Origin of the sequence: Kitasatospora sp. NPDC089797, assembly GCF_040684795.1 — a bacterium.
In the GTDB taxonomy this organism is placed as follows: domain Bacteria; phylum Actinomycetota; class Actinomycetes; order Streptomycetales; family Streptomycetaceae; genus Kitasatospora.
This window is the reverse complement of the sequence record NZ_JBFBGS010000001.1, coordinates 1-26,855: the sequence shown is the minus strand read 5'-3', so window position 1 is coordinate 26,855 and position 26,855 is coordinate 1. Positions and strand designations below refer to the sequence as shown.

The following is a 26,855-nucleotide window of genomic DNA, read 5'->3' as shown; positions in this document are numbered from 1 at the left end:
CGAGCAAGTGATCCGCGTGGACTGGGACAACACGCTCAAGGCGGTACCGCGCGAAGCCTTCGCGCCCGACCGCCTGTTCCACGACGGCGAGTGGACCGACCGCAACGAACACCCGCAGCGGTGGGCAGAGCTGGTGGCATCGGACATCGCGCTCACGACGCAACTGGACGACGGCACCGACGGCAACGGCACCCCCACCAGCTCCAGCTCACAGCCCAAGGTGGTGCGGCTCATGCTCAACCACCTCGGGGCGCAGCACGGCATGCGGGTGCTGGACGTAGGCACCGGAACCGGCTGGACGGCGGGGCTGCTCGCCCACGCCATGGGCGACGCCAACGTGACCACCATCGAGGTCGACCCCACCGTTGCCGCGCAGGCGTACGCGCGGCTGCAACGGGCTGGCCTGCACCCCCGCGCGGTCGTCGGGGACGGCTACGCCGGCCACCCTGGCGGCGCGCCGTACGACCGCGTCCACGCCACCGCGGCCGTCCAGCGCGTGCCCCGGGCGTGGATCGAGCAGACCCGACCGGGCGGCATCATCCTGGTGCCGTTCGGCACGCTCTACTGCAACGGCGCGCTTCTGCGCCTGGTGGTCGGTGACGACGGCTCGGCGTCCGGCACCTTCGTGGACGATGTCGCGTTCATGTGGGTCCGCTCGCAGCGACCGGAGTCCAAGTCGTTCGATGTGGACGACGTGCGGTACTCGGCGTCCACCGTCGATCCCGCCGCCGTCCAGCAGACCCACGCCGCAGCGTTCGCCATCGGCCTGCGTCTGCCGGGGGTGACGTCCATGGAGGTGTGGGCGGAGCACGCCCCGTGGGGCACTGGCCGCTCCGAGGTCTGGGACGGCACGAGCTACGCGCACTGCCGTTACGCGGACTGGGACGCCCCTCACGCGGTGGTTGAGTCCGGGCCGCGTGACCTGTGGTCCGAGCTGGCTGGCGCCTACCGGTGGTGGGAGGCGGCCGGCCGGCCCGGGATCGAGCGGTTCGGGCTCACGGTAACCCCGGACGGCCACCATGTGGCGTGGCTGGACGACCCCGGGCAGCCGGTGAACTGACCACCGGCAGCGAGTACACGACGGCCCGCACAGCGCCCCTGCGCGGGCCGTCCGCGTCCCCGGGACGTCGAGGCGGGCAGCCGACGGACCCCGCGCGCCTGGGCAGGCGGCTCGTCGTCGCGGGCATCCCAGCTCTCCGGACGGACCGCGACCCCGCAACAGCTCGTCCTTCACGCCCTGCCCTTGGTTGTCGCCGGGATGCTCGGCTACCACGCCGTCCACACCGAGAACCGAGGCCGTTGCCGCTCACGCGGGAGGAATGGAAGAAGTACGCCCCCGCAGACCACGCGCGGTGCTCTGACCGGCCGTCAGGTCGCGTCTGGGATCTGTATGGGCTACTGCACGAGGTCCTGCCGGAAGGCGACAGTGGCCCCCGGGTTCCAGGTCTCGTGATACTCGTGCCCCGCGTCGAACTCGTGGCTGATGTAGTCGGCGAGGTCCTCGTCGAGCTGCACCCCTCGCTGGTGTCGTTCCGGCGTCGTTCTGTGCCCTCCTGACCCCACGATCAAGCGGACCGGACAGGGACGCAGTCCCTCGCTCACCGGCTCTCCGGGGCGCCATTTGGTCCCGCCTCTAGCAGCAAACACCGCTCACCGGAGGGCGTAGACCGGTACGGTCCCGAGGGAGGGCGCGGGGAAGGGCAAGCGATATGAGTCAGTGGTCGGAGTACACGAACGGTGAGCGAGTCAAGCTACTCCGAGGCACGCGTACCCAGGAGGACGTCGCCAATGCGAGCGGTGTCTCGCTGCACACCCTGAGGAAGCTCGAGCAGGGTGGGAACGTGACGCTCCCGACCCTGCTCAAGGTGGCCGAAGGGCTACACACTGATGTATCAGTGATCCTCGGACAGCAGGCCCCTCGACGTGGAATGAGCACCGACGACCGCGCGATGCTGCGAGCACTGTCCCGGGCCGTTCACGACACGGCGGCCGGCATCCTCCTCGAGCCCGCGGAAGACGCTTTGCCCGGCCCAGCCGATCTGGCAGAGGCCGCCTCCCGGCTGTGGCGGGTCTACTGGCGGGGGGCATACACAGATGCCGGGGTCCTGGCTGCACCGTTCCTGCGCTCGGTCGCCCTCTACGCCAACAACGCCCCGGCAGGGCAGGAGGCTGCGGCGGCCGCCCTGCTATCGGATGCCTACCGCGCCGCTGGACTCGTCGCGAACTTCCTGGGCGCCCGAGATCTCGCGTACGCGGCCATCAGCAATGCCATGAGGCACTCCGAACTCGCCGCCGACCCGGTACGGGTCTCGATGCTTGGCTCCGCCCGCGCCCGAGTTCTCCTACGGGACAACCGAGTAGCGCAGGCACTGCGAGAGACCGAGGCAGTGGCGGCGCGGCACGAGCCCACGTTCTCCGAACAGGGAACCGGCCTACTCGCCGCCTACGGCAAGAACATCGTATTCGCCGCGGTCGCGGCATCCCGCCTCGGCGACTCCTCGCGAACCGCCGATCTGATGTCCCAAGCCCACGCGGTCGCCGCCCGACTCGGGCGAGACGTGTTCACCAATGGCATGCAGTTCGGTCCCGCGTATGCCGGGGCCCAAGCAGTCGGTGTCAACGTCGCGCTCGGAAACGCAGGACGCGCGCTGGAGATCGCTGGACGGTTCGATGCGAGCGGACTCACTCAGGCGGCCCACAACCGAATGATGTTGGACGTCGCGCTGGCCCAGTGTGATGCCCGGCAGTGGGACACCTCCTTGGACACCCTGTTGGAGGTGTGCTCGGGTCACCCGGAGTGGGCTCGGCACCAGGCTATTCCGGGTGTCATCATCCAGAGGGCCGGTCATGCCAGCACCAGCCGGCTACGGAAGCTGTCCCAGATCCTTGGGACGGCTCCCACGATCCGACTCACCTGACCCTCGGGAGAACACGTTGCGCGGACTGATCCTCGACTTTGCGGGAGTGATGAGCACCCCCATCGGGCAGTCGTCCAGAGCGTGGTGTGCTCGAGAAGGGCTGCCCGTCGACGCTTGGCGCAGCACCTTGGAGGACGATCCGGTCGGCCGTGCGCTGTATGTGGAGTTGGAGCTTGGCCGGATGTCCCAGCAGGAGTGGAACCGCGGTACAGCGGCGATCCTTGGCGTCGACCCGGAGAACCTCATGGGTCGGGTGCACTCGGAAGTCCGAGCGGTACCCTCCATGGTGGCGCTCGTCCACGCCGCCCGACGGGCCGGGATCGTTGTGGCCCTGCTGTCCAACTCCTATGGTCTGGCCCCATACAACCCGTATGTGGAGACCGGGGTGTGGGATCTGTTCGACATCCGGGTGATCAGTGGTGAGGAGGGCATAGCCAAACCGGCCCCCGAGATCTATCGGCGCACCCTGGACCACATGGGCCTGCACGGCTCCTCTTGTGTCTTCGTCGACGACCACCACACCAACCTCGCTCCGGCCGAAGCGCTTGGCATCGCGACCGTTCACGCGACCGGCCCCGACACAGCCAAGCGCGTGGCACAGCTTCTTGGCCTGGATCTCGGCCCTGGCAATGTCGACGAGCCTGAAGGCATCACCGCCGACGCCTAGCAGATGTCCGGCGAATCATGTGACGTTCGCCCGTCGTGGTCGGTACCGCCGAACGGGCCATCAACCGGCACGCCAGAGCGGTCACAACCCGATACGACAAGCTCGGCTACGTCTTCCTGAGCGCCGTCACCGCTGCGGCACTCGTCATCTGGCTCTGCTCGATGCCAGTCACCACGACCTGATCATCCCGCCGCGGCGAGTCGGCCACGTCAGCGCGCGTACCAGGCGATTCGTCACCAACCAGTAACCCGGGTGTACCCAGCCCTCCTCCTTGGAGAGCAGCCCCGGTCCATCCTCGCGACCGAGATGGCACATGAAGCGGTCGTATGCCGGACCGCCCGCGATCAGCAACAGCGGCGCGGTCACCACCGCCCCAACCCAGACGGCACATCGAAGGGCGAGCTGAGGACCTCCGCCTATTCGCACTGGACGAGTATCGCTCAGCAGCCGACGGGATTGGAGCAATCATTGATCGACTGGACAGCTCCAAGAAGCTGGCGCCGGGGGTTTCATCCACCCGCCCATGGGCGACGGGCTCGGCGTGATCGCGGACGGTAAGGACGTCGGCGGGACGCAGCCGTACGGGCACATTGCGCTCCATCCGACCAGGAAGATGACCCCGGAGGAGTTCACCGGTCTGCTCAGGGGCATGGACTGGCACAACTCCGCTGTCCAACACTGATCAGGGAGGATTGGTGGACGGTTCGAAGTCCGATGAGGACCTGTGGGCTCTGGTGGTGACGGCCGAACAGCAGGTTGCCAGGGCGCGCGCGGATTTCTTCCAGAACGCGGGTTCACGCCGTGCCGTTCTGTCAGCCGCGTTGCGCGGGTCGGCCTGGGATCGGGGAGCGGCGCTGTCGTTCCTGGAGGACCTGCCGAGTGATGTCCCCACATTGCTCGACCAGTTGGTCGACATCTCGTTGTCGACCGGATCCGCGCTCGCGGCGAGGAAGGCCATTGCTGCCAGGGACCCGCAGGTGACGAGGTCGGAGGTGCGGCGACTCGTGGAGGAGCAGCTTCCGACCGCCGATGCCGATGACTGGCGCAGGCTGGCCGAGCTCCACCTGCACCTGAACGACCGGGTGGCACTCCGCGGGATGGCCGCTCGGGCGGAGGGGAGCGGGGACCCGGAGATCCGTGAGGTGGGACAGGACATCCTGGACTGGCTCTCGGACGACTCATGAGCGCCGCCAGCATCACGGAATAGAGCGCAGGCCGCCGTCCGGATGTCCCACCGCGCCCGGGGGCATCCGGACAAGCGTGTTGCCCACAGCAGACAGGCCGACTCCGGGCAGACTGACCGGAAAACCGATCATCACCCCGAGAGGCCTCTGCCTGTGGACCATACGGTGTGCATCGCGCAACAGCCCGAGGCCGATGCGCTGCTGTCGCGCAGCGCTCTTGCCCTGCTGACCGGCGCGCTGCTGGACCGCCACATCCCCTCGGAGTGGGCGTTCGCCGGCCCGCTGACCATCGCCCGCCGCCTGGGCTGGGACGACCTCGACGCACAGCAGATCGCAGACCACAGCCCGCCGGACTTCGCCGCGGTGCTCGCAGCCCGACCTGCAGTCCACACCTGTCCTGCGCTGATGGCCCGGCATCTGCAGGATATGTGCCGCTTCCTCGTCGCCCGCTACGACGGCAGGGCCGCCACGGTCTGGGAGCGGGCGGCGACCGGTCGGCAGCTGTTCTTGCGGGTGAACGAGCTACCCGGCTTCGGCCGGCGGAAGGCCCAGATCCTGGTCGCCCTGCTTGGTAAGCAGTACGGGGTGTGCCCGCCCGGATGGCGAGAGGCCGCCGGGCCCTTCGGTGAGAGCGGTGTCTTCCGTTCCGTCGCCGACGTCACCGGCCCCGAGTCACTGCGGCACGTCCGGGAGACCCGACAGGAGGAACGCCGCACTGCCAAGGACCAAGGCCTCCGAGCGTCCCGTACGACCACGAGCAGGAGCGGTCCGGCGCGCCCACTGGCCTAATTCGTTGATAGCGGATCGGTGTAGCCAGGGGGCTGCAGTCGAGCCGTTCGAATGCCGGGCCGTGATGCCTTCGGTCACCCGGGCCCGTGAGGCCTTGGGATAGATCGGCGCGCGGCCTCGGCATTCACGGTGGTGGCGGCCCCGTGGGCGCCCGACGGATGCCTACCACTTGCCCGGCCGTCGAGGTCTCTTGTCAGAGCGGCGACCTCCGGCGTCCTCGGTGCCGCCATCGCCGTCAACACCGCACTCTTGATCACTCGTTGGTGTTGGTGGTGCGAGCCCGCCGCATGGTGACCTCTCAAATTGCCCGAGCCGCCGAGCTCCCGCAACAGACCGGGGCCCGTGGGGCGCGCTGGTGCCACGAACGGCTAGTGAGGTGGCGGACCAGCCGGACGGCCGAGTCCTGGAATTAGGTCGCTGCGTGGCCCGCATGCGCTCGCACCAGCGCAAACACCGCGCCCCAGGGAGGGAAACAACTTGATCTACTGCGGCATCGACTGGGCCGAGCGGACGCACGACGTCGCCCTGGTCGACGACACCGGCCAGCTGCTCGCCGAGCGCCACATCACCGACGACGCGGCCGGCTACAAACTGCTGCTGGACCCGCTCGCCGAGTACGGCGACACCGAGGAGGACCCGATCCCCGTCGCGATCGAGACCTCCCGCGGCCTGCTGGTCGCCGTCCTGCGGACCGGCCAGCGGAAGGTCTTCGCGATCAACCCGATGGCCGCCGCCCGCTACCGCGACCGCCACGCTGTCTCCCGCAAGAAAACCGACCCCGGCGACGCCCTGGTCCTGGCCAACATCCTGCGCACCGACATGCACGCCCACCGGGCCCTGCCCGACGACAGCGACCTGGCCCGCGCCGTCGCCGTCCTCGCCCGCGCCCAGCAGGACGCCACCTGGAACCGCCAGCAGATGGCCAACCAGCTCCGCTCCCTGCTGCACGAGTACTACCCGGCCGCCCTGGCCGCCTTCGAGCCGTGGAAGAACGGACTGTGCCGCCCCGAGGCCCGCGAGATCCTCAAGGCCGCCCCCACCCCGGCGCTGGCCGCCCGGTTGACCCGCACGCAGCTCGCCGCCGCCCTCAAACGGGCCGGCCGCAAGCGTGGCATCGACACCGAGGCCGAGCGGCTGCGCGAGGTCTTCCGCGCCGACTGGGCCCACCAGCCCCCGCTGGTCGAGGACGCCCTCGGCCGACAGATGCTCGCCCTCCTGAGCCAGCTCACTGCCGCCTGCACCGCCGCCGACGACCTCGCCCAGGCCGTCGAGAAGGTCTTCCCGCAGCACCCGGACGCCGAGATCATCTGCAGCTTCCCCGGCCTCGGCACCCAGCTCGGCGCCCGGGTCCTGGCCGAGATCGGCGACGACCGCGAACGCTTCGCCGACGACCGCGGTCTCAAGGCATACGCCGGCGCCTCCCCTGTCACCCGGGCCTCCGGCAAGAAGTCCAGCATCACCCGCCGCTGGGTGAAGAACGACCGGCTCAACCACGCCGGCTACCTCTGGGCCTTCTCCACGATCACCGCCTCACCCGGCGCCAAGGCCCACTACCGGCGCCGCCGTGACGACCACCGTGACTGGCACGCTGCCGCCCAGCGCAACCTGTTCAACCGCATGCTCGGACAGCTCTACCACTGCCTCAAGAACCGCCGCCTGTTCGACGAACACACCGCGTTCCCAGCGCTGCAGGCCCCAGCGCTGGCGGTGGCGTAGCTGATCTCGCTTGCGACTCACCGATCCACGGAGGCCACGCGGCAGCGTGCTTGAATCACCGGATGATCAACTGGTCCACTCTCCACGACGCCTACGGCCCGGCACACGCGATACCCGGACTGCTGGACCGGGCCGTCGATCGTGACCAGGAGGCGATCGACCGGCTCTGGGGGCGCTTGTGCCACCAGGGGACGATCACCCCCGCGAGCATCGCCGCACTGCCGTGGCTGGCGGAAATCGCGAAGACCGAGGACATCGGGGACTGGGCGCTCGATTTGGCAGGCGCCATAGCGGGTGGCCTCCTCCAACCCCACGGCGTCGACGAAGAAGTCGCCCGCTGTGCGCCCGCTCTGATCCAGCTGCGGGCCACGGCCGCTGCCCGACTGAGGCCTGGCCTGGACGGAAAGACCTACCTAGACCGGCTGCAGGCCATGCTCGCGTTCGACGGCCAACCCCTGTGGTTCGAGACCCTGGACGACTTCACAGACTCCTTCGTCACTGTCACCTGCCCGCACTGCGACGCACCAGTGACGATCGCGGTCGGCGGCTACGGCTGCTACTCCTCGATCCGGGACTGGAACCTGGGAGACGTCCACCAGGTCCCGCTCCGGCCGACCACCCCGCACGAGCTGACCGGAATCGGAAGGACGTTGTACGAGCTGGCCGTACGGGACGGCCAGCAAAGGCTAGCCTGGGGCCTGACGCACCTGTTCGGCCGGGCGGAATGCCCAGGATGCGGGAGCGTCTTCGGCATCGCGGATGAGTACGAGGCCGCCAATGCACCCACCCCATGGAACTTCGCCCGAAGCCACACCAAAGACGCTCCCTGACCACCGGAAGGGACTTCGAATTCGAACATCGAGCTCGTGCCCACTGGCCCGACTTGACGGCTTGGCGCCGTGCGGTGTCTGACGACGTACGGTCCGAGGACGTCGAACCGGTCCGGAAGTTCAGCAGGGCCGGGGCGGCAGAGCTTGGTGCGGCCAAAGTCCCAGGATCTCTGTCTGCTGCAAGTGCAGTTCGGATCTGACGAGTTCGAGGAGACGCCCCGTCCAGTTGCGCCCTCGGCCGGCGTTGTCGCCCCAGAAGGCCGAGTCCATGTCGTCGTAGATCACGGTGGCGTCGTCGGTCGCCAGCAGGATCTCGGCCAGCTCGGGGTGCTGGTCATACTTGGCCCGCAGCAGGCGCGTCATGACGGCGGTCCGGACATGTTCCCAGCCCTCGCTGCGAGGCGCCTCGGCTGCGAGCTTTCGCGCCTCGAGGGCGGTCTCCGCTGTGGCGATCGCGCCTCGGACCTCGGGCTGGGCGACCGACAGGGCCCAGTAGGCATGGGCGACGGAGAGGTAGCCGGCCCCGCCCACGATGATCGGGGCAGGGTAGTCGTTGCGCAGGCCGACCCTGCCGGGATCGTCCACCGGCTTCCTCGGGAACGTCTGGACAATGTGGACCGCCGGAGCATGCGAGTCCACCGGTCCGTCCGCAGGGACGTGCCTGGACCGTTCGGCCTCCCAACCGGTCCGCTCCTCGAAGTACGCGAGAGCACTGTCGTAGGCCTCCTGCGTGACTGTTCCGTCGAACGACAGGTAGGTCTGGCCTCCGGGCCCTGCCACCAGCACCCGCAGTGGCGCGTCCTTGCGATCCATGTCGCCCAGCGCGTAGCGGCGCTGCGACTCCGGGATCGCGAGGAACGCGGCACGGGCCGCGTCCCGGTTCTCCTCGGTCCGGTCAGCGAGGAAGGCGTCGACGGCGGCCAGGCAGCGGCCGGTCGAGTCGGGACGCCCGCTCAGTTGATCGATGGTGTCGCGGACTTCGGCGAGCAGCAGCTCGGGCGTGTACCGGCTCTGCGGTTCCCTGAACTTCCAGTGTGCGAGTTCGAACGCGGATGCTTCCGCGCCCTCCGGGAGGCTGGTGGCCACCCAGCCGGTGTGCAGCTTCTCCTCGAACTCCTCGATGGTGACCAGGCCCCAGCAGTCGATGAGCCCGTCCGCGTAGATGAACAGGTCGGTGAGGTGGTACTGGCCGTTGCGGATGAAGACGTGCCGCCACGTTCCGGGTATGCGGACGCCGTCCGCAGTGCGATGGGTGATCCGGTTGCCGATCATCCAGAGATTGTGTCGCAGCGAACGCCCACTCGACCCCAAGTCTTCTCCCGGCCCGCTGAACCCACCCCAGGGCCCCAGCCACCACCAGGTACCGAACCCAGTGGTCAACTTCGATGAGACAACCGGCCACGAACGCCACCCGACAACGACGGATGCGCATCGAAGGCGAGGTCGCGGCCGTGCCCACCTGCTACGGCAACTGTGTTCGAGGGCCAGTAACCTCACGATGTGAAGGCGGCCTTCGCCGTGCACGAAGGGGGGACTCTGTGGGCAGGAAGAGGATCGACCAGCCAGCATGGTCGGTCAGGTTGTGGCATTACGCGGATGAGCCGCACCGCGGCTGGGTGAGCCTGCTCTACTCCGACGCGGAACTCCCCCCGCTCGACGGGACAGCGGAGATCGGGCCCTACCGGCTCACTTCGCTTCCCCGACCGGCCGGCCAACGTCCGGGGCACGCACAGCCAGTGCTCGAGCTGGCCAGTTGGTTCCGCGACCCCGGCGAGCACGCCGGCTCCTCAAGCAGCGCTGGATGGACAGGGCTGTCCATCCACCAGGAGGTCACCGCGCTGGCGTCACTTGTCCTTGCGATACGCCTGCGCAGCGATGACCCGCGCCCCCGCCGCCAGCGGCCGGACGGCACAATCGCCAACTACGAGGTGGCCGCGCAGATCGTGCCGAGCGCGCCGTCGTCGCCCTGGTCCGTCCTCTCCGATCCTGCCGAGCCTGGCGGACGAGTCGACTGGCCTCGCACTGCTACGGCCCTACCTGGCGTCACTGCCCAGCCTCTCCGCACCCGACACCGTCCACCTGGTGCGGGCCGCCCGACAGTACGCCGACGCCCTCTGGATGGCCGAGGGCGAACCGGAACTGGCCTGGCTGCTGTTGGTCAGTGCCATCGAAGTCGCGGCGACCGCCCACCAGAGCGCCGTCCAGGACTGCACACTGATCGTCAAGGAAGCCTTCCCGCGCTCCGCCGAAGCACTGCTCGCCGTGGGCGGCGAGGACAAGCTCGCCGAGGCAGCCGCCAAGGAGTTCGAGGGCCTCGTCAGAGCCACCGCCCGCTTCAGAGCGTTCGCACAAGACTTCCTCCCCGGCCCACCGGGTAGGCGCACGACTGACCTGAACGCGCAGCTGTCGTGGGACCAACCCGAGAAGATCCGCAAGGCCCTGGAAGCCGTGTACGGGCTCCGGTCAGCCCGCCTGCACGCAGGCACACCCTTCCCGTTGCCCCTGCTGATGCCGTCGGCCGGACGTGACGGCCTGCCCGCCGAACGGTTCACGGAGACGTACGGCCCAGGAGACACGAAGTGGAAGGCAACTGAGCTGCCGATGACCCTGGCAGCCTTCGCATACATGGTTCGCGGCATGCTGCTGCGCTGGTGGGACACGCTCGTCGAAGACGCTGCCTCGTCGGAGTCGTAGGGGCAGAAGGGCGCCGGTCAGCCACACGCTCGTAAGGGCGCGGATTCGCCGGCCGGCGGCCACATCCTGGCTAGACGGTCTTCCACGGCCTCCACGGCGCCTTGTGGCGCACCCGCCCGCTACGACAAGCGCGGCCACGTCTTCCTCTCCACCGTCACCACAGCCGCGCTCGTCAGTGGCTGAGGTCAGGAAGACGAGACCGCTGACCGATCCGGATCAGCCGGACGCTGGTGGCCACACGGAACGATCGGCCCGTCCTCGTTGACAACCTCGGAGGCGGCAATCGGTTAGGTGAGCCCGCCCAGGCTGTTCATGCGCCGGCAGGGAGACACACGCGAGCCGGCCTGCCTCCGGCACCGATTTCCCAACCTGTCACGCGGTCGAAGCGCTCAAAGCGGTCGAAGGGCTTGCGGGGACTTCTCACCCTCACGCTCTCGGCGTCGACCCGCGTGACAATGACCGTTTCGTCGGCCCAGAACTCAGAGGCGAAGCGCAGGACGAGAAAGTCTCCATCTCTCAGGGTCGCAGGCAGGTGCCCGCCGCGCTGGTCGTGAGTGCTCACTATCGGCCTCCACACGGCCTGGTCAGAACTAGCTCACTCCGCAGGATACAACCACCCTGCTCCATGCAACCGGACGCCGCCTGGAGGCGGTGATGGTTACTCATGGGGCAGCCGGCCGGTAAAAGTCGCGTGACCCCACCGGCAGCGCCAGCGACACTGACGCCATGACCGTTGATCGTGAGGTGCTTCAGGACAGTTGGAACCGGAGCCGCCGCCACCTCGATACTGCTCGGGCCCACCTTGCGGGCCTACCCGACATCGATCTCTCAGCGATGCTCGAGTTCCTGCAGCACAACGAGTTGGGCCTCGCCTTCGACTGCCTGGTCGATCTCGGGGACGACCTCGAGCTACCACTCGCCTTCTGGCAGCGCCTGGACCGGGCAGCCCGTGAGATGCGGCTCTATAGCGACGCACTACACAAGCCCCACCTCACCGCTGCCGACCTCTGCCGCCGCCATCTCGCAGCTGCCTCAGAGCAGGACTGACCCGCCAACCCGGCGAACCTTCCCGGTCAGAGCACCAGCGAGCAGGGTGACCGGCCGGACAGCTCCTGGTTCAGAGCATGGCCGCGAGCAGTGAGCCAGCCATCAGAAAGACAGCCAGGATCGCCGTGTGTACCGCGTGCCGGAGCAAGCGGTGCTTGCGACGGGCCAGTTGGGACAGCGTGACGATGCGGTGTTGCGGGCCGACCGCCCCCAGGTCGGCAGCCAGCTGCCGCAGGTCGAGGTCGGCCCAGCGCAGGAACGACCCCCAATGGCCCGAGGGCGAGGCGAAGCCGGTCAAGTACTGGATCTCGAACCTGCCCGCCGACATCCCCGCCAAGGACCTGGTCCGACTCGCGAAATCACGCTGGCGGATCGAACACGACTACCGCGAACTGAAGACCCGCCTCGGGCTGGACCACTTCGAGGGCCGTTCCTACATCGGCTGGCACCGCCACGTCACCCTCGTCAGCTCCGCCCACCTGTTCCTCACCGAAGAGCGGGCCCTCCCAAAAGCCCTGGCCGGAGCCTGACCTTCGACCAGCACCACAGAACCGGGGTGACCCGGGCCGGCGACCGAACACATGGGCTCACCCCCCGGCGCCTCCGCCGGGCTCGCGGTCTCAGTCGGGTCGCTGGCGCGGCCAGCGGCGCGGTTCCAAACTGTCAGCTGGTGCAGGGCAGCCAGGCTGCGAACTCCCCTGGATCGGGACCCGCCCCCTCATGTGGCCTGACGAAAGGCCTGAGCTGACGTACCGCCAGTGAAGTCGTACGTACCGTACGAGTACACCCTGCGCGACTTCGCGAAGTCGTATCCCGCGCAGGTTCAACAGAACTATCGGGTCCGTCACATTGGTGGCATGCCTTCGAACGTTCCTCGCTCACCGGGTCGAGTCCCGGTCGCGCTCTACATCGCATCCATCAAGGGAGACCCGGGCGGCGTACTGGCGGAACAGTGCCGTCAGTACGCCGACGCCCGGGAATGGACGGTCACCGGGATCTTCACTGACTCTGCAGCGCTCATCGCCCTGAGCCAGCGGCGCGAATGGTCAAACCTCTCGAAGGCACTGTCGAACGGAGCGGCGCAGGGAGTCGTCACCTGGACCCGCTCGATGGTGGCCGACAGCGCGGAGGAATGGAGCCGGTTGACCAGGCTGCTCTCCGACCGCGGTCTCTTCCTAGTCGCAGGCGCACTCGATACGCCGGGCCAACTGCTCTACGGAGGCGGGCCTCCCACGGCCCTGTACTCCTCGGATGGGGGTCGGTGATGGCGATCGTCCGCGAGATTGCAACCCGGTTCGCGTTCTCTCCCAATCCGGACGGTGGCAAGGACGCCGCCGCCCTGATCGGCTACGGACCGGCCGTTCCGGCGGAGCCAGGTCGGCCACCGCGCGGCGAGGGCGTCGTGCTTGTACGGCGGGTGGCGGCCGGGGCGCGGGCGTGGACGACGCCGAGGAGGGCGCGGAGGGCCTGAGCGCGGTGGCCGAGGACGACAGCCTGGTGCGCCTGGGCGCGCAGCGTGTGTGCGGCGAGGGGCGGGGTCGTCGGCCTCGGCGGCGAGCGCGAGGGCGAGGCCGGCCTGGGCAGCGAGCACAGAGGTTGTCGCGGCCTTCTACCGTGCAGCTGCCCACGGGTTGCCGGACGTCCTGGCGAGCTGACTCCGAGCAGAAGTACATCGTCGTCCCGACACCGGCATGAGGGGATGCACCAATGAGGATCTCAGCGCAGGTCGGTGCCCTGGCAGTGGGAGCGGCGCCGATCCGCCTGCCCCGTCGCCGTGTCAAGGCCAGGCGGCTCCTGCCGGCCGCGTGTGCCAGCCCCGCGAATGTGCGGGCGGCGAGCCCGGCATTCAGTGACCGGTGCCCACTGGTCAGGCGCTATCCCGGCAGCATCGCGTTGTCGATCGTCTCGGCTTCACAGGATGTTCCACCCTTGCTCGCTGTCCCCGTGGGCCAGCTGGTTGATGCGGCGCCGAACTTCCCGGAGTGTCGCGCTGTCGGGGGCTGCGCGCTTGGCGTTGGTGGTGATCATCCGCAGCTCCCGCAGTGCGGCCAGGACCGGGTAGCCGTCCCAGTCGGTGATGTCGATGCCGTACCGATCGGCGAAGGCCTCGTAGTGTGCCCGGCCGTAGCCGAATCGCCGGCAGTGGATCTCGACCGTCGTCAGGTCCCATTCGGGCTGCCCGAAGCCTGCGGTGTCCCAGTCGCACAGGACCGCCCGGCCGTCGCCGGTGTGCAGGGCGTTGCGGTGTTGGGGGTCGCCTTGGATCACCGCGGGCCGCAGCAGGAAGGTGGTGCGGGCGAGGTCCGCCTCCAGTTGCTTCAGGCGCTGGTGGAGATAGTTCAGCTCCTGCTTGGTGAGCGCGCTGGCCGCGGCCAGGGATCGGCGGACGGCGGCAACGGTGTCCACCGGGGGCAGCGGCACGGGCGGGTCGGTCAACCGGTGCAGCGCTTTGAGCGGGTCGGCCAGTTGTTCGGCGGCCACGGGGTGACCAGGCTGGGGCAGGTGGGTCCAGATCGTGGCGAGGTGGCCGTCGGTTTCGACGGGCTGGTGCACGGGGTGCAGGCCCACGGTGGGGAAGCCTTGTGCGCTGAGCCAGGTGACCAAGGCGACGGTTCGCCGGACGGACTCGGCGGGTGTGCCGCGCCGGGCTATCTTGACGACGACGCCTTCGCCGGGCAGGTGGTAGACGGCGTTCGTGTGCCCTCTCAGCAGAACGGCACCGTCGGGGCGGAGCCCGACTGTACGGCACACCTGGTCGAGGACTGCTGCCAGGTGCGGGGCGGTGAAGCCGCCGGCTGTGACTGGGGTGGTGGTCATGGTGGTCAGGCTTTCCTATGCCGTGGGCTGATGTCACCCCTGCCCTGCAGGCAGGGTGAGCATCTCCGCAAGCTGGCGGGCCGGGCGGGCCGACCGGAGCTGGGCGGGCAGTATCGCGATGACGTCCCGGGCCCGGGCGCCGAGGATCGCGGTGCGGTGCGGCCCGGTTACCTGGTCGTAGGTGTGGACCGTCAGTTGCAGGGCCTCGGCCGGACTGTGGTCGATGACCATGCACATCGCCTCCTCGAGGCGCAGCAGGGCCGGGTCGATGCCGGTATGGCCTTCGGGGTAGAGCGCGAGTGCCTGTTGTTGGGCGTGGCGGGCCTGGCTGGTTTCGGCGAGAGCGGTGTGCGCTCCGGAGAGGTAGAGCCACAGGCGCCGCTCGGGGAAGGCCCAGGCGTCGTCCTGGTCGGCTTGGCAGTGTTCGAAGAGGTCTTTGGCCAGGCGGATCGCGGCCTGTGCGCTGTCGCGGTCGCCGAGTCTGGCGAGGGAGCGGGCTTCGGCTGCGGCTGCGAACACCGCGGTCGGTCCGGGGCGGCCGCGGCTGAGCAGGCGGGCCTCGCGGGCGAGGTTCGCGGCGGCCAGCAGGGGGCCGTAGTAGTAGGGGAGCATCGCGGTCTGCACGCGGACGCGGGCTCGCAGCTCGGCGTTGCCGGCGTCGTCGGCGGCCAGTCGGGCGGTGCCGTACCAGCGTTGTGCCTCGGGGAGCCGGCCCAGCTTCATGTAGGCGTCGGCCACCAGGGTGGAGGCGATCGCGGTGAGCTCGGACAGGCGGGACTGCGCCGTGGCGGGCTGGCGTTCGGCCGCCAGGGCCTGGATGTCGTCCAGGTCACCGAGCAGATGCTGGATCATCTGCTCGGGCGCTGCGGTGACGTAGAGGCGGCGGGCGGTGTCGAGGCGTTCGTCCAGGAGGTCCAGTTCCCCTGGGCTGACCGAGCTGGCGGCGAGGTTGCGGTTGATCGCCCGGCGGGTCCGCTCGGCGTGTTCGTGCACCGGGTCCGGCGGCTGGGGCTGTTGCGGCGGCGGGACGGGGGCAGGTGCGGACGATGCCAGCCCGAGGTCTGCGGGCGACGCCTCGTAAAGCGCGCACAGCAGTTGAAGGGCGCGCTCGCGGGGCTTGGCACCGAGGTCCTCCCAGGTACGCAACAGCTCCCGGGTCCCCTTGAAGCGCGTCCCGTCGCGTTGTTCGGCGAGCGCTGCGAGCCGGACGATGACCTCCGGTCGGCTCCAGCCCCGAGCCTGCCGGTGGGCTCGCAGCCGGCTGATCCCGCAGCACTCCTGCAGCGCCGCCACCAGCGTCGGCATTCCGCCGTCCAGCACCTCGGGACTGCGGCGCAACCTGACTGCACACGAGCGATTGTGACGATTCGTCATACCGGCATTGTGCGGTCCGACGAGGAGCTCGGTCGCGGGTTCGCGGGGTATCCGGGCCGAAAAGGCCCGGATACCCCGCACGAGTTGGGCCGATCCACGAGAACGGCCCGACTCGCAGCCCGGAAGGGCCGGTTCGGCCTGACTCCGCTTGGTTGCCGGGCTCGTGCGGCGCGGCGAATCTTTCCAGACCCGAGCAGCTCTTCCGCCGCGTGCGGTCCGTCGTCCCGAAGGGGGAGGGCATGAATCCCACCACGTCCGCGTCACCCGGAGACGCCCTGTTGCCGTCACGGCGCCGACCGGGGACGGGAATGCTGCACCGGCTCGGCAGCCGCCTGCCGCGGTACGGCTCCGCCCCCGCCGTTCGCGTGCGCCCGGAGGCGGCGGCGTGCACACCGCCACTCGTATCGCGGTCTCACCCGAGCGCGGTGGACACCGTGTCCGGTGAGACGGACCTTCCCGACCTGACGGACGGCTTCGCGCTGCGGGACCGGCTCGTTCATCTGGCCCAGGCGGTGCTGCGCGCTGACGAGCTGGTCTCCCGCCAACCTACCTTCGGCGCTGCCGAGGTGTACCTCGCGGAGGCGCGTCACGGCGTCGAGGAGTTCCTGCAGAGTGTTCGCCGCGGGGGATGGCCGAGTGTCCAGGTGGTGGGTCGGGACGGCTGCGATGCCGCTCTGATCCTCGCCCAGTCGGCCAGCCTCGAGGTGCAGCTCCTCCTACGGCCCGCTCTGGCCAGGGCGGTCCACCAGGGGGGCGTACCCGAGTCGCACCTGGTGCACCTGGCCACGCTGATCGCCCGCGCGACGGGAGTCCCGGTCGACGACGCGGACCGATTCGTTCCCCGCACCACTGCCCGGCAGGGCGCAGCCCTGGACTCCGCGGATGGGGGTCGGTGATGGCGGTCTTCCGGGCGGGACGCCATCGGGACACCGGTGATGCCATTGTGGCCGTGGGGGGGGGGGGGGGGGCCGGGGCGGGGGGGGGCGGCGGGGGGGGGGGGCGGGGGGGGGGGTGGGGAGGGGTGTTTGGGCGTCCCCCGGGGGGCCCCCCTTCGGCCCCCCGTTTCTCCACTTGGGGCCCGGCGCCCCCCCGGCCCCCCCCCCCGCGGCGATGGACGGCTTCGTCTCGCACTGGCTCCCGTACCTGTTGCACGCTGCCGCGCTCGGTGTGCCGCCGCGGGTCGACGGGGCTCCGCCTGCTGTCCGGCGGGCTGCGGTCATGGTTTCGGAGTCCGTCGGCGGGGTCCGGGCGCAGGCCTGCGCGGACGCGGCGGCCGCGTCCCGACCGGTCCTGGCCCAGCTCGGTCGGCAGGCCGGCGAGTTGCACGCGGCCCAGCAGCGGATCACGGATCCGGAGTCGCTGGCCTGCCTCTACCGGGCCGACCTGGCCAACGCGTTGGCGCTGCGTTTCGCTGTGCGGCAGGCGGTGCTGACCGGCGGGGTCTGGCCGTCGCCGCGCCGCCAGGCCGCGCGCCTTGATGAGGTCGGTCGGGCCGCGACGAGCCGGGTGGCGGCCTTCGAGCGCGTGCAGGTACGGGAGAGCGCGGACCTCACCGTGGTGCCCGGGGCGGTCGAACCGCTCGCCGCCGCGGTGGCGGAGCTTGTGGACAATGCCCTGCGGTACGGCGGCCCGCAGGCGAACGTCGTCCTGGCCGGCTGGATGGAGCCGGGCGGTGGCGGTGCGGCGTGGCTGACCGTCACGGACAGCGCAGGCCCCGGCATGGACGACGGGACCCTCGCGGCTGTTCGGCAGGTTCTGGAGGGCGGTGGCCGGGCCCCGGCCGGGACACGGTGGCCCGGTCTCGGGCTGCGGCTGGTGGCAGCGGCCGCCCGGCACCTGGACCTGAGGGTCACCGTCACCAGCGTCCGCGGGCAGACCGTCGCGAGCGTGCTGCTGCCGCCGGCGCTCCTCGTCCCGCCGCCCGCCACGGTCAGCCACGCCCTGCGCCAGTTCCAGTGACTCCGTCAGCCGCAGGCCGGGCCGGGGCTTTCCGGCCGGCCAGCCACCCCAGCGATCCCCCGAGGACGATCCGATGACCTCCCCCCGCACCATCGCCGGCACTCCCGCGCCCGCCGCAACCGGCGCCGACCGGCCACTCGGCCCGCTTCCGATGCTGCCGTCCCCGCCGAACGCGCGCGGCGGCCGGACCCGGATCCCCGCCGAGCGCGACTCCGCGGGGCCCGACGAGCTCAGCGCGGCCACCACCCGGACCGGCGTCCCCGCGGCGCTGCTGGTGTCCACCACGGTCCCGCGCACCGGGGTGCGGGCCACGAGGAACAGCGGCCGGCCGGCCGTGACCTGCTCCTACCTCGATGCGTCCTTCACCCGCGCCGAGCAGGCCGTGCCGCTGCTGGCGCGCGGACCGCAGGTGCTGCTCGAGGAGGTGCTGCCGGGGGCGGTGGCCGGCACGGCGCAGCTTGGCATCGGGAGCACGTTCCATCCGGCCCTCGTGGCGGCGGCCCGCGGGTGGCGGGCTTACGCGCTGCAGGCGCACGGCGTGCTGCTGCTGGTCGTGGTCCCGGATCGGCCCGGTGTCGGCACCGTCCCGCACCTGCACCTCGTCGGCCCCGCCGCCCGTGTCCCCGGAGCGGGGGAAGCCGCGTGACGACACCCCAGTGCGATCACCCGTCACGCGATGTCCGGGCCGTCCGGGTCGCCGCGCTCACGGGCGGGCCGGCGACGCGGAGCGCGCCCGTGACGGCCGCCGGGCATGGGCGTTCGGGGAACGGCCGGCCTGTGGCGGACCCGCGCTCGCGGCGTGCGCCCCTGGAGCCGGGTCGGCGTTCGCCCTTCCCGCCGCGGCTGCGCGCGCGGGACGACGTCAGGGGGGCCGTGATCGGGGTGCTCCAGCTGACGGCCGGGGCGGGCCTGGCACCTGGCGCCGTGTTCGTGATCGCGGCCCGGACGGGTTCCTGGCCCGCGGCGCTGCTCATCGCGCTGCTGCTCGTCGCGGGCGTCGGCGCGGGGACGGCGGGCACCGCCCGACTGCCGTCCGCCTCGACCTGGCCGGACCCCTCCCCGGACATCCGGCCCCGGGAGCGCGGCACCACCGGCGCCCTTCGGCCCCCAGCGGCCCGCGTCACCCCCACTACCCGATCCGTCCTGCCTGGAGGTCCGATGCCGCACCTCGACCCCACTGCGAGTCCCGACGACCACACTCCGGCGGTGCCGACGTTCGCCTTCGCCCTTCTGGCCGGCGCAGGCCCGGGCAAGGCCGCTGCCCAGACGGGCGCCGACCGCGTCACGGTCTACGAGGACGGGTCCCGGGCCTGCCTCCACCCGCCGGGCCACGACGGCCCGGAGAGCCTGGTGGCCGCCGCGCTGCCGCAGGGCGCGACGACCACCGGGACCCTGTGCGTCGACGGCCTGCTCCTGCCGGCCCGCGTCCGGGCCGACGGGACCTGGACCGCCCGCGCGGCCCAGCACCGGGGGTGGGCCGTGGTGACGCTGACACCCGCCGCCGGACACCGGGTCCCCCGGGTGACGCTGACCACCGCCCCCCTCCCCACCGGCGGGGACCGCGCCGCTGGCTGCGGGCACCGGCCGGTGTGTCCCGCGGCCGAGGCGGCCGACTTCCATGCGGCCGTCGCGGTGACCAGCCGTCCCGAGCAGGGGTGGAGTCTGCTGTGCAACGGTGTCGTCCTCTTCTCGGACACCGGGGCGGCGATGCCCGACGGCCGCGTCATCGCACCGCAGGACCGTGGCACCGGGATCTGCGAGCGTGCCTCATGAGCGGGCCGGCTCTGACTCACCCCGGCTGCGCCCACCGTCCCTGCGGGGCGCGGGCCCTGGGGGTCGTCCCCGTCGACCGGCCCACCGGCGTCGGCGCGCTGCCGGACGCCCGGTGGCCTGCCGGTTCCGCCCGTCTGGCCGGCCATGTACTGGGCGGCAAGGACCACTTCGCGGCCGACCGGGCCGTCGCGGCCGCGCTCGCCGAAGCCGACACCGCCTGGGAGGCCGACGCGGCGGCGTCGCGCCTGGCCGTCCTCGCCACGGCCGCGCGCCTCGGCCGCGACGGCATCGGCCAGTTCCTGGACCTGGGGTGCGGTCTGACCACCGGCCAGGACCACAGCGCGCTCGCGCCACTGCACAGCGCCGTCCTCCCCCACGCCCCCACGGCCCGGATCGTCTACGCGGACCGGGACCCGATGGTGCTGGTCCACGCGCGTGCCCTCCTCCGCCTCCCGGCGGCATCCGGCCGTCTTCGGCACCTGCACGTCGATCTCACCAGGGCCCACCGGACGCTGGCGGTCCTGCGCGGCCCCCGCGGAACGGGCTTCGACTGGAGCAGACCGGTCGCCGTGGTGCTCTCCGACGTCTGCCATGAACTGACAGACCATCAGGTGGAGCGCCTGCTCGCGGTCCTGCACCGGGCCCTGCCGCCGGCCAGCGCCGTCCTCGTCAGCCACCGCACCCCCGCAGGCGACGACACACGCGCCGCCGCCGTGGCCGCGGCGCACGCCCGCGCCGCTCTGCCGTGGCATCCACGCACCCCCGCACAGTTCGCGGCCCTGGCACGGCCCTGGAACGGCGTGGCGGTCACGACAGCCGGGGCCGGATGCACCGTGGCCGTGCTGACCGCCGGGAGGTCGGGCCTGTGATCGCCGCCGTGCCGACCGCACCCCACCTCAACGCCCTCAAGCCCGCCAGCGCCCTGACCGACAGAACGGCCGCAGTCATGACCGACACTTCGCCCCTCCCCCGAGGCCACGACATCGGAGGCCGCTTGGGCGCCCTCGTCCTCGGCTCCCAGTTGCGGCACCTGCGGGAGTGCCGGGGCCACTCCCCCGACGTCCTCGCCGCCCGCCTGCCCGGCCCCCTGTGCCTGGGCGTCGACGCTGTCACCGCCCTGGAAGCCGGGCTCGGTGAAGGGTTCGGCCACGACGCCTGGACCGGCCCCGTCGCGGCCTACCTGCGGGGCGTCGACGCCGGCGCGCTCGCACTCGCCGACTACACCCGGATCGTCGCGACGTACCAGCGTGACCACCGTCGCACGGTCTTCCTGGACGACGGCGTCGGCGGGCCGTGGCGCTACCAGGTCCTCGAAGCCACCGCCGCTCGGGTGCTGCTGACCGCCTGGACGAGCGTGCCCGGACCGCTGCGCACCGCCGGGACCCAGGCGGCCATGCTGATGGAGGCGGTCAGCGGCCCCGCGGCACCGCGACCGGCCCTCCCCGCGTCGTCGACCGCACTGCCGCACCCCGGCTGCGACGTGTGCCTGATGTACCGGGCCGCTGCGCCGGCCGATCCGTCGGCCGGCGAACGCTGGCAGTGGACGGTCGGCAGAGCCCGCGCCGAGTCGTTCGACCGCCGTATCGGCCCCGGGAGCGGGCCGGAAACCGTCCTGCTGCTCTCCGAGGCCCTCCTCCACCAGGGCGCCGGCGGCCCTCACGCACACACCGCGCAGATGCGTCTGCTCGCCGACCTGCACCATCGCTCCCGCCTGCAGGTACAGGTCGTTCCCCTGGACAGCGGGGTGGTGCTGGACGCGGAGAGGGCCGAACTCGACCTCGCAGGACGGACCCTGTCCGCGAGGTTCGAGGCGACAGGCGTCAGCTACCGCGAGGGCCCGCGCCACGACGTGGCCTTCGCCCTCGCCCGCTCGTACGACCCGGACACCAGCGCCCGGATGCTGGACCAGGCCGCCGACGGCACGCTGCGCAGGCCCCGAAGAGGCTGGTAGCCGACCCGCGACGTGCCCCGCGGCACGCGCCGTTGCGCGGCACGCGGCACCCGCCCGTCGGCCCTGCCCGTATCCCGGGCGCTGGTCCGCCCACCAGCGCCCCCTCCCCCGATCCCCGATGAACGGAGTTCCCATGGCCGAAGTCCCGGCCGCTCACCAGAACGTGGACCCGTACGGCTACGCCGGCGCCGCACTGACAGCCCACGCCGAGGGCCTGCGCCGTGAGGTGGCCGACTGGTTCCACCGCACGCGGCCGCACTGCGGTGCACCCGTGCTGGACCCCGGCTACGGACGGGGCGCACCGCACCTGACGGTCGAACAGCGGGTCGGCGCCGTGATGGCGGCGACCGGCCTGCCGCTGGCCCTGCTGGACTCGGATACGGCACCGCTGCGCATCACCGCGATCAGCGGTGCCGTCGAGGGGACGAACCGCTTCACGGGCATCGAGGCCGTCTACGCCGACGGCCTGCGCGTCACCCAGCGCCTGCCCGAGCCGGTGGAGCCGGCCGACACGGACGCGGTCGCCCAGGCCGCCGCGCAGTGCGGCCTGTTCACGGGCGGCGTGCTGGTCATCGACGGCATCCGCTGCGAGGCCACGGTGCTCCACGCGGCCCCGGGAGGGCCGGTGCGCATGCGCATGGCCCAGGCCGGTGGGTGGCGCGTCGGCGTGCGCGGGCAGAGCAGCGACGGCATCGCGGTGCGCCTGGCGGACCCCGGCCGCCTCGCCGCCCCCGGCCGCCCCAACCCGACGGGCGCCGCCTGACCGCACCCCCGCCCCCCGGATCCGGGGCACCCGCCGGGCGCCGGCCCGCCGGCCCAGAGCCGGCCGCACGACCCGGGCCCGGACCCCGCGCCACTGCTTCCCCACCCGGCCACGACGACCCACCTGGACAGCACCCATGGACCACCTCCAGATCCTCCCCGCCCCGACCGCGAAAGAGAGCGCGGCACTCGCCGCGGGCATCGCCACCGACGAGGACTCCCTCGCGTGGGCGGCGCTGCTGTGCCGACCGGGCAGCAGCACGGACATCGCGGCGGCACAGGCCGTTCCCGTCGAGGCCGCCCGGCGTGCCGAGACCGGTCTGCGGCAACGCTCGGCCGCGACCACCCGCGCCCACCTCACCGCCCTCTACACGGTCGCCGGCGTGCTCCCCGGCGCAAGGCGGCCCGCCCGGTTCCAGGACCCTCGCGAGCTGACCTGGGCCGACCAGGTCCTGCTGCGCCTGCTCGCCCGGGTGACCGTCGCCGAGGCCGCGGCCGAACTCGCCCTGACGCCCGCGACCGTGCAGCGGCGCCTGACCCAGCTCCTCACCCGGCTGGATGCCCCCACCCTCCACGAGGCGACGGCGCACGCCGCCCGCATGCATCTGGTGCGCCCCTGGGACGTGCGCCCCGACCTTCCGACCCCCGCGCCGGCCGTGGCCGACGAGCTGCGGCCCACCGTCGACGCGATCACCGCGGCGCTGGCCCGCTCGGCACGCGTGTGCGCACAGGTGCCCCGCGGTGAACAGCCCGTGGTGGCGGCGGCCGTCGCGCACACCCACGCGGGTCCCGGCGCCCGGGTCCTCGTCGTCGTCCCGGCCGGGCCCGCCTGGGACCTGGCGATGCACGAGTGGGCCGCCGCCCGTGCCCGCGCGGGCACGGCCGTCGGACTCCAGACGTCCCATCAGCTCCGTCACGCCGGCCACGTGGACGAGCGGTGGCCGGTTGCCGGTACCGCGCGCGGCCTGCTCGACCTGACCGGCACCCGCCAGGCGGTGACCGTCGTCGTCACCCCCGAGGCGCTGCCCCTGCTCACCGCGCTGCACCGGCGCACGGGCGGCATCGGCCCCTGGGACCTCGTGGTGGTCGGCGACGCCCACCAGGTCGGGCACCCGGACGCGGGCGGCCGAGCCGTCCACGACGACCAGGCCCTGCCCGCCGCCGCACGCCTGGCCCTGACGTCGACCTCACCGGAGCGGCTGCCCGCCGACGCCGGCGCGCCCGTAGTGCGTCGTACCGTCGCCGACGCCGCCGCCCAGGGGCGCGCCCGCGGCCACTGGCTGCTCGCCACCGCCCCGCCGCCGCCCGTCAGGCCCGGCCCGCTGGCGGACCTGGCGGTCATGATCCTGGAGACGTCCCGGCTGTACGGGCTGCGCCGCGTCCATGTCGTCTGCGGGTCGCACGCCCAACGCCGCCAGCTCACCCACGCCCTCCGCGGCGCGGAGACCTCGCTCCCCGAGCGGCGGCGTCCCGCCTCGCTGTGGGTGCGGGAACTGCCCCCGGGCCAGGACGCGACGGAACAGCGCCGCATCCTGGCCGAGTTCACCCGGGGCCGGGAGAGCGTGCTCGTCCTGGCGACCTGCACCCCCGTGGTCGCCTCCGGCACGGATGCGCTGCTGGTCCTGGACCCCCACCGGGTGGAGGCCGCGGCCGAGGCCATCGAATGGGCCGTGGCCCCGCCCGGCCGGGACACCGCCCACCCGCTCGTCGCCCGCCCGCTCGTCGTCCTGGCACCGTTCGCCGACCCCGCCGACGGCCAGGCCGCAGGGCAGGGGGAACGGTTCGCGGGGATCGTCCGGGCCGCAGCGCTGCTCGACCCGGCTCTGCCCAGCCTGGCAGCACAGCACCCGCTCGGCTCACCGCACCCCTGGCTCGAGACCGGCCCCCACCTGAGCGCAGGCGACCGCCAGCTGGTCGAAGCCCTCGCCCGGGGCCTCGTCCGGGACGGGGCGTGACACCGTGGCGCCCGCCCCTGCCACCCAGGCGGTGGACTCTCCCAACCACCCGATCCCGCCGGGGCCGTCCCCGTCGGCCACAAGGCCGCCGATGCGCGATGCCGGCGCGCCCGACGACCCGCCCGCCGCCCCTCCCGGCACGGACGCCGACCGTGCGGCGCGCATCCTGGTGACCGGGGCCCGTTCCGCGCTCACCCGCAACGCGGAACAGGCCGTGACCGCATCCGCGACCGCATCCGCGCGCACCGTGCTCGTCCTGCAAGGCGGCGACCTGCCCCACGCCCTCGCGCACTGGCGCACCCGCTGCCCGCCCGGCACCCTCCTGCTCGGTGTCCGCGGGCCCGGCGAGCACATCGCCACCACCCAGGTGCCGGCGGGCTGCCCCGTGGTCGAGGACCCCCTCAGCCTCGAACGCCGCCTCCAACGGCCCGGGCCGCTGCTCGCCATCGCCACCCTGGCGGGCGCCGCGGTGGTCGCGGCCGCGCACTGCGGCCCCCGCACCCCTCGCCCGCAACTGCTGCTCGTCGAGGACGTACTGGCCCTCGAAGCGGGCGGCCACGCAGGCCGCGACCTGCTGTCGGAAACAGGCAGCCCAGCGCAGCGGCTCATCCTGCAGGCGACCGCCACCAGTGTCGTCGACGCGCAGGGACGGCTGTGGACCCTGCGGCCCGGGCCCCGCTACGGCCGCGAGCGTGTGCTCGGCCCGGTCACCTCCCGCGCCTACCGGCTCCACGTCCCGGTGCGCACACCGGTGCGGCCCTCGAACGGCACGGCGCTGCTGGACGACGCCGTGCGCCTGGCCGTCGCCACCGCGGCCCGACCGGGTGTGCGCCGGGTCGCGGTGGTCTGCCCCGACGACCACACGGTGCGCAGGGTCGCCTCCCGGGCCCGGGCACTCCTCCACGGCCAGGCTGGTGCCGCGGCCGCGGGTGTGCGGACGGTCATGACGCTGACACCGCGTGAGCGCGAGAGCGTGCTGTGCCGGCTGGCCCGCGGCGCCCGCGCCCTCATCGTCGCCAGCGGGCCGATCCCGGGCCCGGCGGTGGACGCGCTGATGCTGCTGGCCCCGGGCCGCACGCCGTGGGCCGCTCTCGCCGTGCTGGAGGCAGCGCTCGCCGACCCCGCACCCGAGCTGCTCCTGCTGACCGGTCCCGTCGAGATCGCCTCCACCCGCCGCGGCCCCGTCCACGCCTGCCTCACCGGGCCCGCCAGCGTGGTCCGGGCCCTGGCCGCACTGGACCCCCGGCTGCGCCGCAGGCTGGCCGCCGCCCGTACGGCGCCCGGCGACCCGTTCGGGCCGCACTCCGCTCTGGACTGGGTGTCCGTGCCGCACGGCCTGTCACCACGTGCGCGTCACAGCACCGGCGAAACCCTGCTGGCCGCCGACACCCCCCGCACCGCGCCCCGCCCACGGCCCGACCCCTCGGGGTAGCCCGGACACCGCCCCTTCCACCGCCCGGTGTCCGCCCCGGCGGCCGCAGCCGCCAGCGGGCCCGCCCGAATCCTCCCGCCCTCCCACCCACGGCAAGGAATCCCCCCGCATGACCCCCATCGAGAAGCACGCCCTCATCGGCAACTGCGCCACCGCGGCCCTGGTCGACCGCGGCGGCACCGTGGACTGGCTCTGCCTGCCCCGCTTCGACTCACCCGCCGTGTTCGCCGCCCTGCTCGGCACCCACGAGCACGGCTCGTGGCAACTCGCCCCCGCCACCGGCACGGCCGCCGAGCCCCTGCCCGCCGACCGGCGCCGCTACCGGGGCGACTCGCTGATCCTGGAACAGGAGTGGGACACCCGGAGCGGCACCGTGCGGGTCCTCGACTTCATGCCCACCGCCGGACGGCGCGTGGGCGCGGCCCCGGTGCCCCGGGTCGTCCGCATCGTCGAGGGCGTGGCCGGCACCGTGCGGATGCGCTCCACCCTGCGCCCGCGCTTCGGCTACGGCCGCACCCCACCCACGCTCTCCCGACCGCACCTGCCCGGCACCACCGCAGGCGACGCGCTCGCCCTCGCCGTCGCCGGACCGCACGCGCTATGGCTGGCCGGGCGCGAACACCACGCCGACGACGGCGCCCTCACCGCCGAGTTCACCGTCCGCGCGGGCGAGCGCGTCGCGTTCACCCTCACCTACCGCGACTCCCACCGCGGCGCCCCCGCCCTCGTCGAAGCCGACCGTGAACTCGCCCGCACCGCCGACTTCTGGCGCGACTGGGCCGACCAGTGCACCTACCAGGGCCCCTACCGGGAGGCCGTGATCCGCTCGCTGATCACCCTCAAGGGCCTCACCTACGCCCCCACCGGCGGCATCGTCGCCGCCCCCACCACATCCCTGCCGGAGGACATCGGCGGCGAGCGGAACTGGGACTACCGCTACACCTGGCTGCGCGACGCCGCGATCACCCTCTCCTCGCTGCTGCGCAC

The 26,855-nt window shown here is 72.3% G+C and carries 24 protein-coding genes and 1 pseudogene; 22 read left to right on the top strand and 3 right to left on the bottom strand.

Features of this window, described 5'->3' with window-relative positions; genetic code table 11:
* Positions 1-16 precede the first annotated feature (16 nt).
* The 8 genes from AB0O91_RS00125 to AB0O91_RS00090 all read left to right on the top strand — a co-directional run bounded on the left by AB0O91_RS00125 (position 17) and on the right by AB0O91_RS00090 (position 8,104).
* Positions 17-1,060: a methyltransferase domain-containing protein gene (locus tag AB0O91_RS00125; RefSeq protein WP_363426617.1), complete on the top strand. Its 1,044-nt coding sequence runs from the start codon at positions 17-19 to the stop codon at positions 1,058-1,060.
* A 649-nt stretch (positions 1,061-1,709) separates the two neighbouring features.
* Entirely contained in the window at positions 1,710-2,918 is a 1,209-nt protein-coding gene (locus AB0O91_RS00120; RefSeq protein ID WP_363426616.1) for a helix-turn-helix transcriptional regulator, read from the top strand.
* A gap of 16 nt (positions 2,919-2,934) precedes the next feature.
* Entirely contained in the window at positions 2,935-3,585 is a 651-nt protein-coding gene (locus AB0O91_RS00115; protein ID WP_363426614.1) for an HAD-IA family hydrolase, read from the top strand.
* Between the two features lie 523 nt (positions 3,586-4,108).
* Positions 4,109-4,267, top strand: a complete 159-nt coding sequence (locus tag AB0O91_RS00110; RefSeq protein ID WP_363426613.1) for a hypothetical protein — start codon at positions 4,109-4,111, stop codon at positions 4,265-4,267.
* A gap of 13 nt (positions 4,268-4,280) precedes the next feature.
* Positions 4,281-4,769, top strand: a complete 489-nt coding sequence (locus AB0O91_RS00105; protein WP_363426612.1) for a hypothetical protein — start codon at positions 4,281-4,283, stop codon at positions 4,767-4,769.
* 153 nt (positions 4,770-4,922) lie between these two features.
* Entirely contained in the window at positions 4,923-5,558 is a 636-nt protein-coding gene (locus tag AB0O91_RS00100; RefSeq protein ID WP_363426610.1) for an HhH-GPD-type base excision DNA repair protein, read from the top strand.
* A gap of 477 nt (positions 5,559-6,035) precedes the next feature.
* Entirely contained in the window at positions 6,036-7,274 is a 1,239-nt protein-coding gene (locus tag AB0O91_RS00095) for an IS110 family transposase (RefSeq protein ID WP_363426608.1), read from the top strand.
* Between the two features lie 62 nt (positions 7,275-7,336).
* Positions 7,337-8,104, top strand: a complete 768-nt coding sequence (locus AB0O91_RS00090; RefSeq protein WP_363426606.1) for a hypothetical protein — start codon at positions 7,337-7,339, stop codon at positions 8,102-8,104.
* 120 nt (positions 8,105-8,224) lie between these two features.
* Here AB0O91_RS00090 and AB0O91_RS00085 read toward each other — a convergent pair whose 3' ends face one another.
* The gene (locus AB0O91_RS00085; RefSeq protein WP_363426604.1) at positions 8,225-9,376 is read right to left on the bottom strand and encodes an NADAR family protein; all 1,152 of its coding nucleotides are present in this window, start codon (positions 9,374-9,376) and stop codon (positions 8,225-8,227) included.
* Positions 9,377-10,186: 810 nt separating this feature from the next.
* On the opposite strand from AB0O91_RS00085, the gene AB0O91_RS00080 reads away from it, so the two are divergent.
* The 4 genes and pseudogenes from AB0O91_RS00080 to AB0O91_RS00065 all read left to right on the top strand — a co-directional run bounded on the left by AB0O91_RS00080 (position 10,187) and on the right by AB0O91_RS00065 (position 13,110).
* Complete coding sequence (locus AB0O91_RS00080; protein ID WP_363426602.1) at positions 10,187-10,798, top strand: hypothetical protein; 612 nt, start codon at positions 10,187-10,189, stop codon at positions 10,796-10,798.
* A gap of 726 nt (positions 10,799-11,524) precedes the next feature.
* Positions 11,525-11,845: a MafI family immunity protein gene (locus AB0O91_RS00075; RefSeq protein WP_363426600.1), complete on the top strand. Its 321-nt coding sequence runs from the start codon at positions 11,525-11,527 to the stop codon at positions 11,843-11,845.
* Between the two features lie 266 nt (positions 11,846-12,111).
* A pseudogene (locus AB0O91_RS00070) lies at positions 12,112-12,375 on the top strand (transposase); the annotation flags it as partial.
* Positions 12,376-12,603: 228 nt separating this feature from the next.
* Positions 12,604-13,110 carry a recombinase family protein gene (locus AB0O91_RS00065; RefSeq protein WP_363426599.1) on the top strand — a complete coding sequence of 169 codons (507 nt, stop codon included), beginning with the start codon at positions 12,604-12,606 and terminating at the stop codon, positions 13,108-13,110.
* A gap of 646 nt (positions 13,111-13,756) precedes the next feature.
* Here the strand turns inward: AB0O91_RS00065 and AB0O91_RS00060 are convergent.
* Together AB0O91_RS00060 and AB0O91_RS00055 are read right to left on the bottom strand one after the other, a co-directional pair.
* Positions 13,757-14,662: an aminoglycoside phosphotransferase family protein gene (locus tag AB0O91_RS00060; protein ID WP_363426597.1), complete on the bottom strand. Its 906-nt coding sequence runs from the start codon at positions 14,660-14,662 to the stop codon at positions 13,757-13,759.
* 33 nt (positions 14,663-14,695) lie between these two features.
* Entirely contained in the window at positions 14,696-16,000 is a 1,305-nt protein-coding gene (locus AB0O91_RS00055) for a hypothetical protein (RefSeq protein ID WP_363426596.1), read from the bottom strand.
* A 461-nt stretch (positions 16,001-16,461) separates the two neighbouring features.
* Between AB0O91_RS00055 and AB0O91_RS00050 the strand changes: the two genes are divergently transcribed.
* The 10 genes from AB0O91_RS00050 to AB0O91_RS00005 form a co-directional block, all read left to right on the top strand.
* On the top strand, positions 16,462-16,932 hold the full coding sequence (locus AB0O91_RS00050) for a hypothetical protein (RefSeq protein ID WP_363426595.1): 471 nt from the start codon (positions 16,462-16,464) through the stop codon (positions 16,930-16,932).
* Positions 16,933-17,254: 322 nt separating this feature from the next.
* On the top strand, positions 17,255-17,995 hold the full coding sequence (locus AB0O91_RS00045) for an ATP-binding protein (protein ID WP_363426594.1): 741 nt from the start codon (positions 17,255-17,257) through the stop codon (positions 17,993-17,995).
* 73 nt (positions 17,996-18,068) lie between these two features.
* Complete coding sequence (locus AB0O91_RS00040) at positions 18,069-18,641, top strand: hypothetical protein (protein WP_363426593.1); 573 nt, start codon at positions 18,069-18,071, stop codon at positions 18,639-18,641.
* Between the two features lie 881 nt (positions 18,642-19,522).
* Positions 19,523-19,768, top strand: a complete 246-nt coding sequence (locus AB0O91_RS00035) for a DUF5999 family protein (RefSeq protein ID WP_363427075.1) — start codon at positions 19,523-19,525, stop codon at positions 19,766-19,768.
* On the top strand, positions 19,765-20,637 hold the full coding sequence (locus tag AB0O91_RS00030; protein WP_363426591.1) for an SAM-dependent methyltransferase: 873 nt from the start codon (positions 19,765-19,767) through the stop codon (positions 20,635-20,637). The genes AB0O91_RS00035 and AB0O91_RS00030 overlap by 4 nt, the downstream gene beginning before the upstream one ends.
* A 125-nt stretch (positions 20,638-20,762) precedes the next feature.
* Positions 20,763-21,719 (top strand): Scr1 family TA system antitoxin-like transcriptional regulator, encoded by a 957-nt coding sequence (locus AB0O91_RS00025; RefSeq protein ID WP_363426589.1) that lies wholly within the window; start codon positions 20,763-20,765, stop codon positions 21,717-21,719.
* A gap of 133 nt (positions 21,720-21,852) precedes the next feature.
* Positions 21,853-22,482 (top strand): hypothetical protein, encoded by a 630-nt coding sequence (locus AB0O91_RS00020; RefSeq protein WP_363426588.1) that lies wholly within the window; start codon positions 21,853-21,855, stop codon positions 22,480-22,482.
* A 136-nt stretch (positions 22,483-22,618) separates the two neighbouring features.
* Positions 22,619-24,436 carry a hypothetical protein gene (locus AB0O91_RS00015; RefSeq protein WP_363426587.1) on the top strand — a complete coding sequence of 606 codons (1,818 nt, stop codon included), beginning with the start codon at positions 22,619-22,621 and terminating at the stop codon, positions 24,434-24,436.
* A gap of 91 nt (positions 24,437-24,527) precedes the next feature.
* Positions 24,528-25,868: a hypothetical protein gene (locus AB0O91_RS00010; RefSeq protein ID WP_363426585.1), complete on the top strand. Its 1,341-nt coding sequence runs from the start codon at positions 24,528-24,530 to the stop codon at positions 25,866-25,868.
* Positions 25,869-25,977: 109 nt separating this feature from the next.
* The coding region (locus AB0O91_RS00005; RefSeq protein WP_363426584.1) for a trehalase-like domain-containing protein at positions 25,978-26,855 on the top strand (878 nt) is incomplete at its 3' end.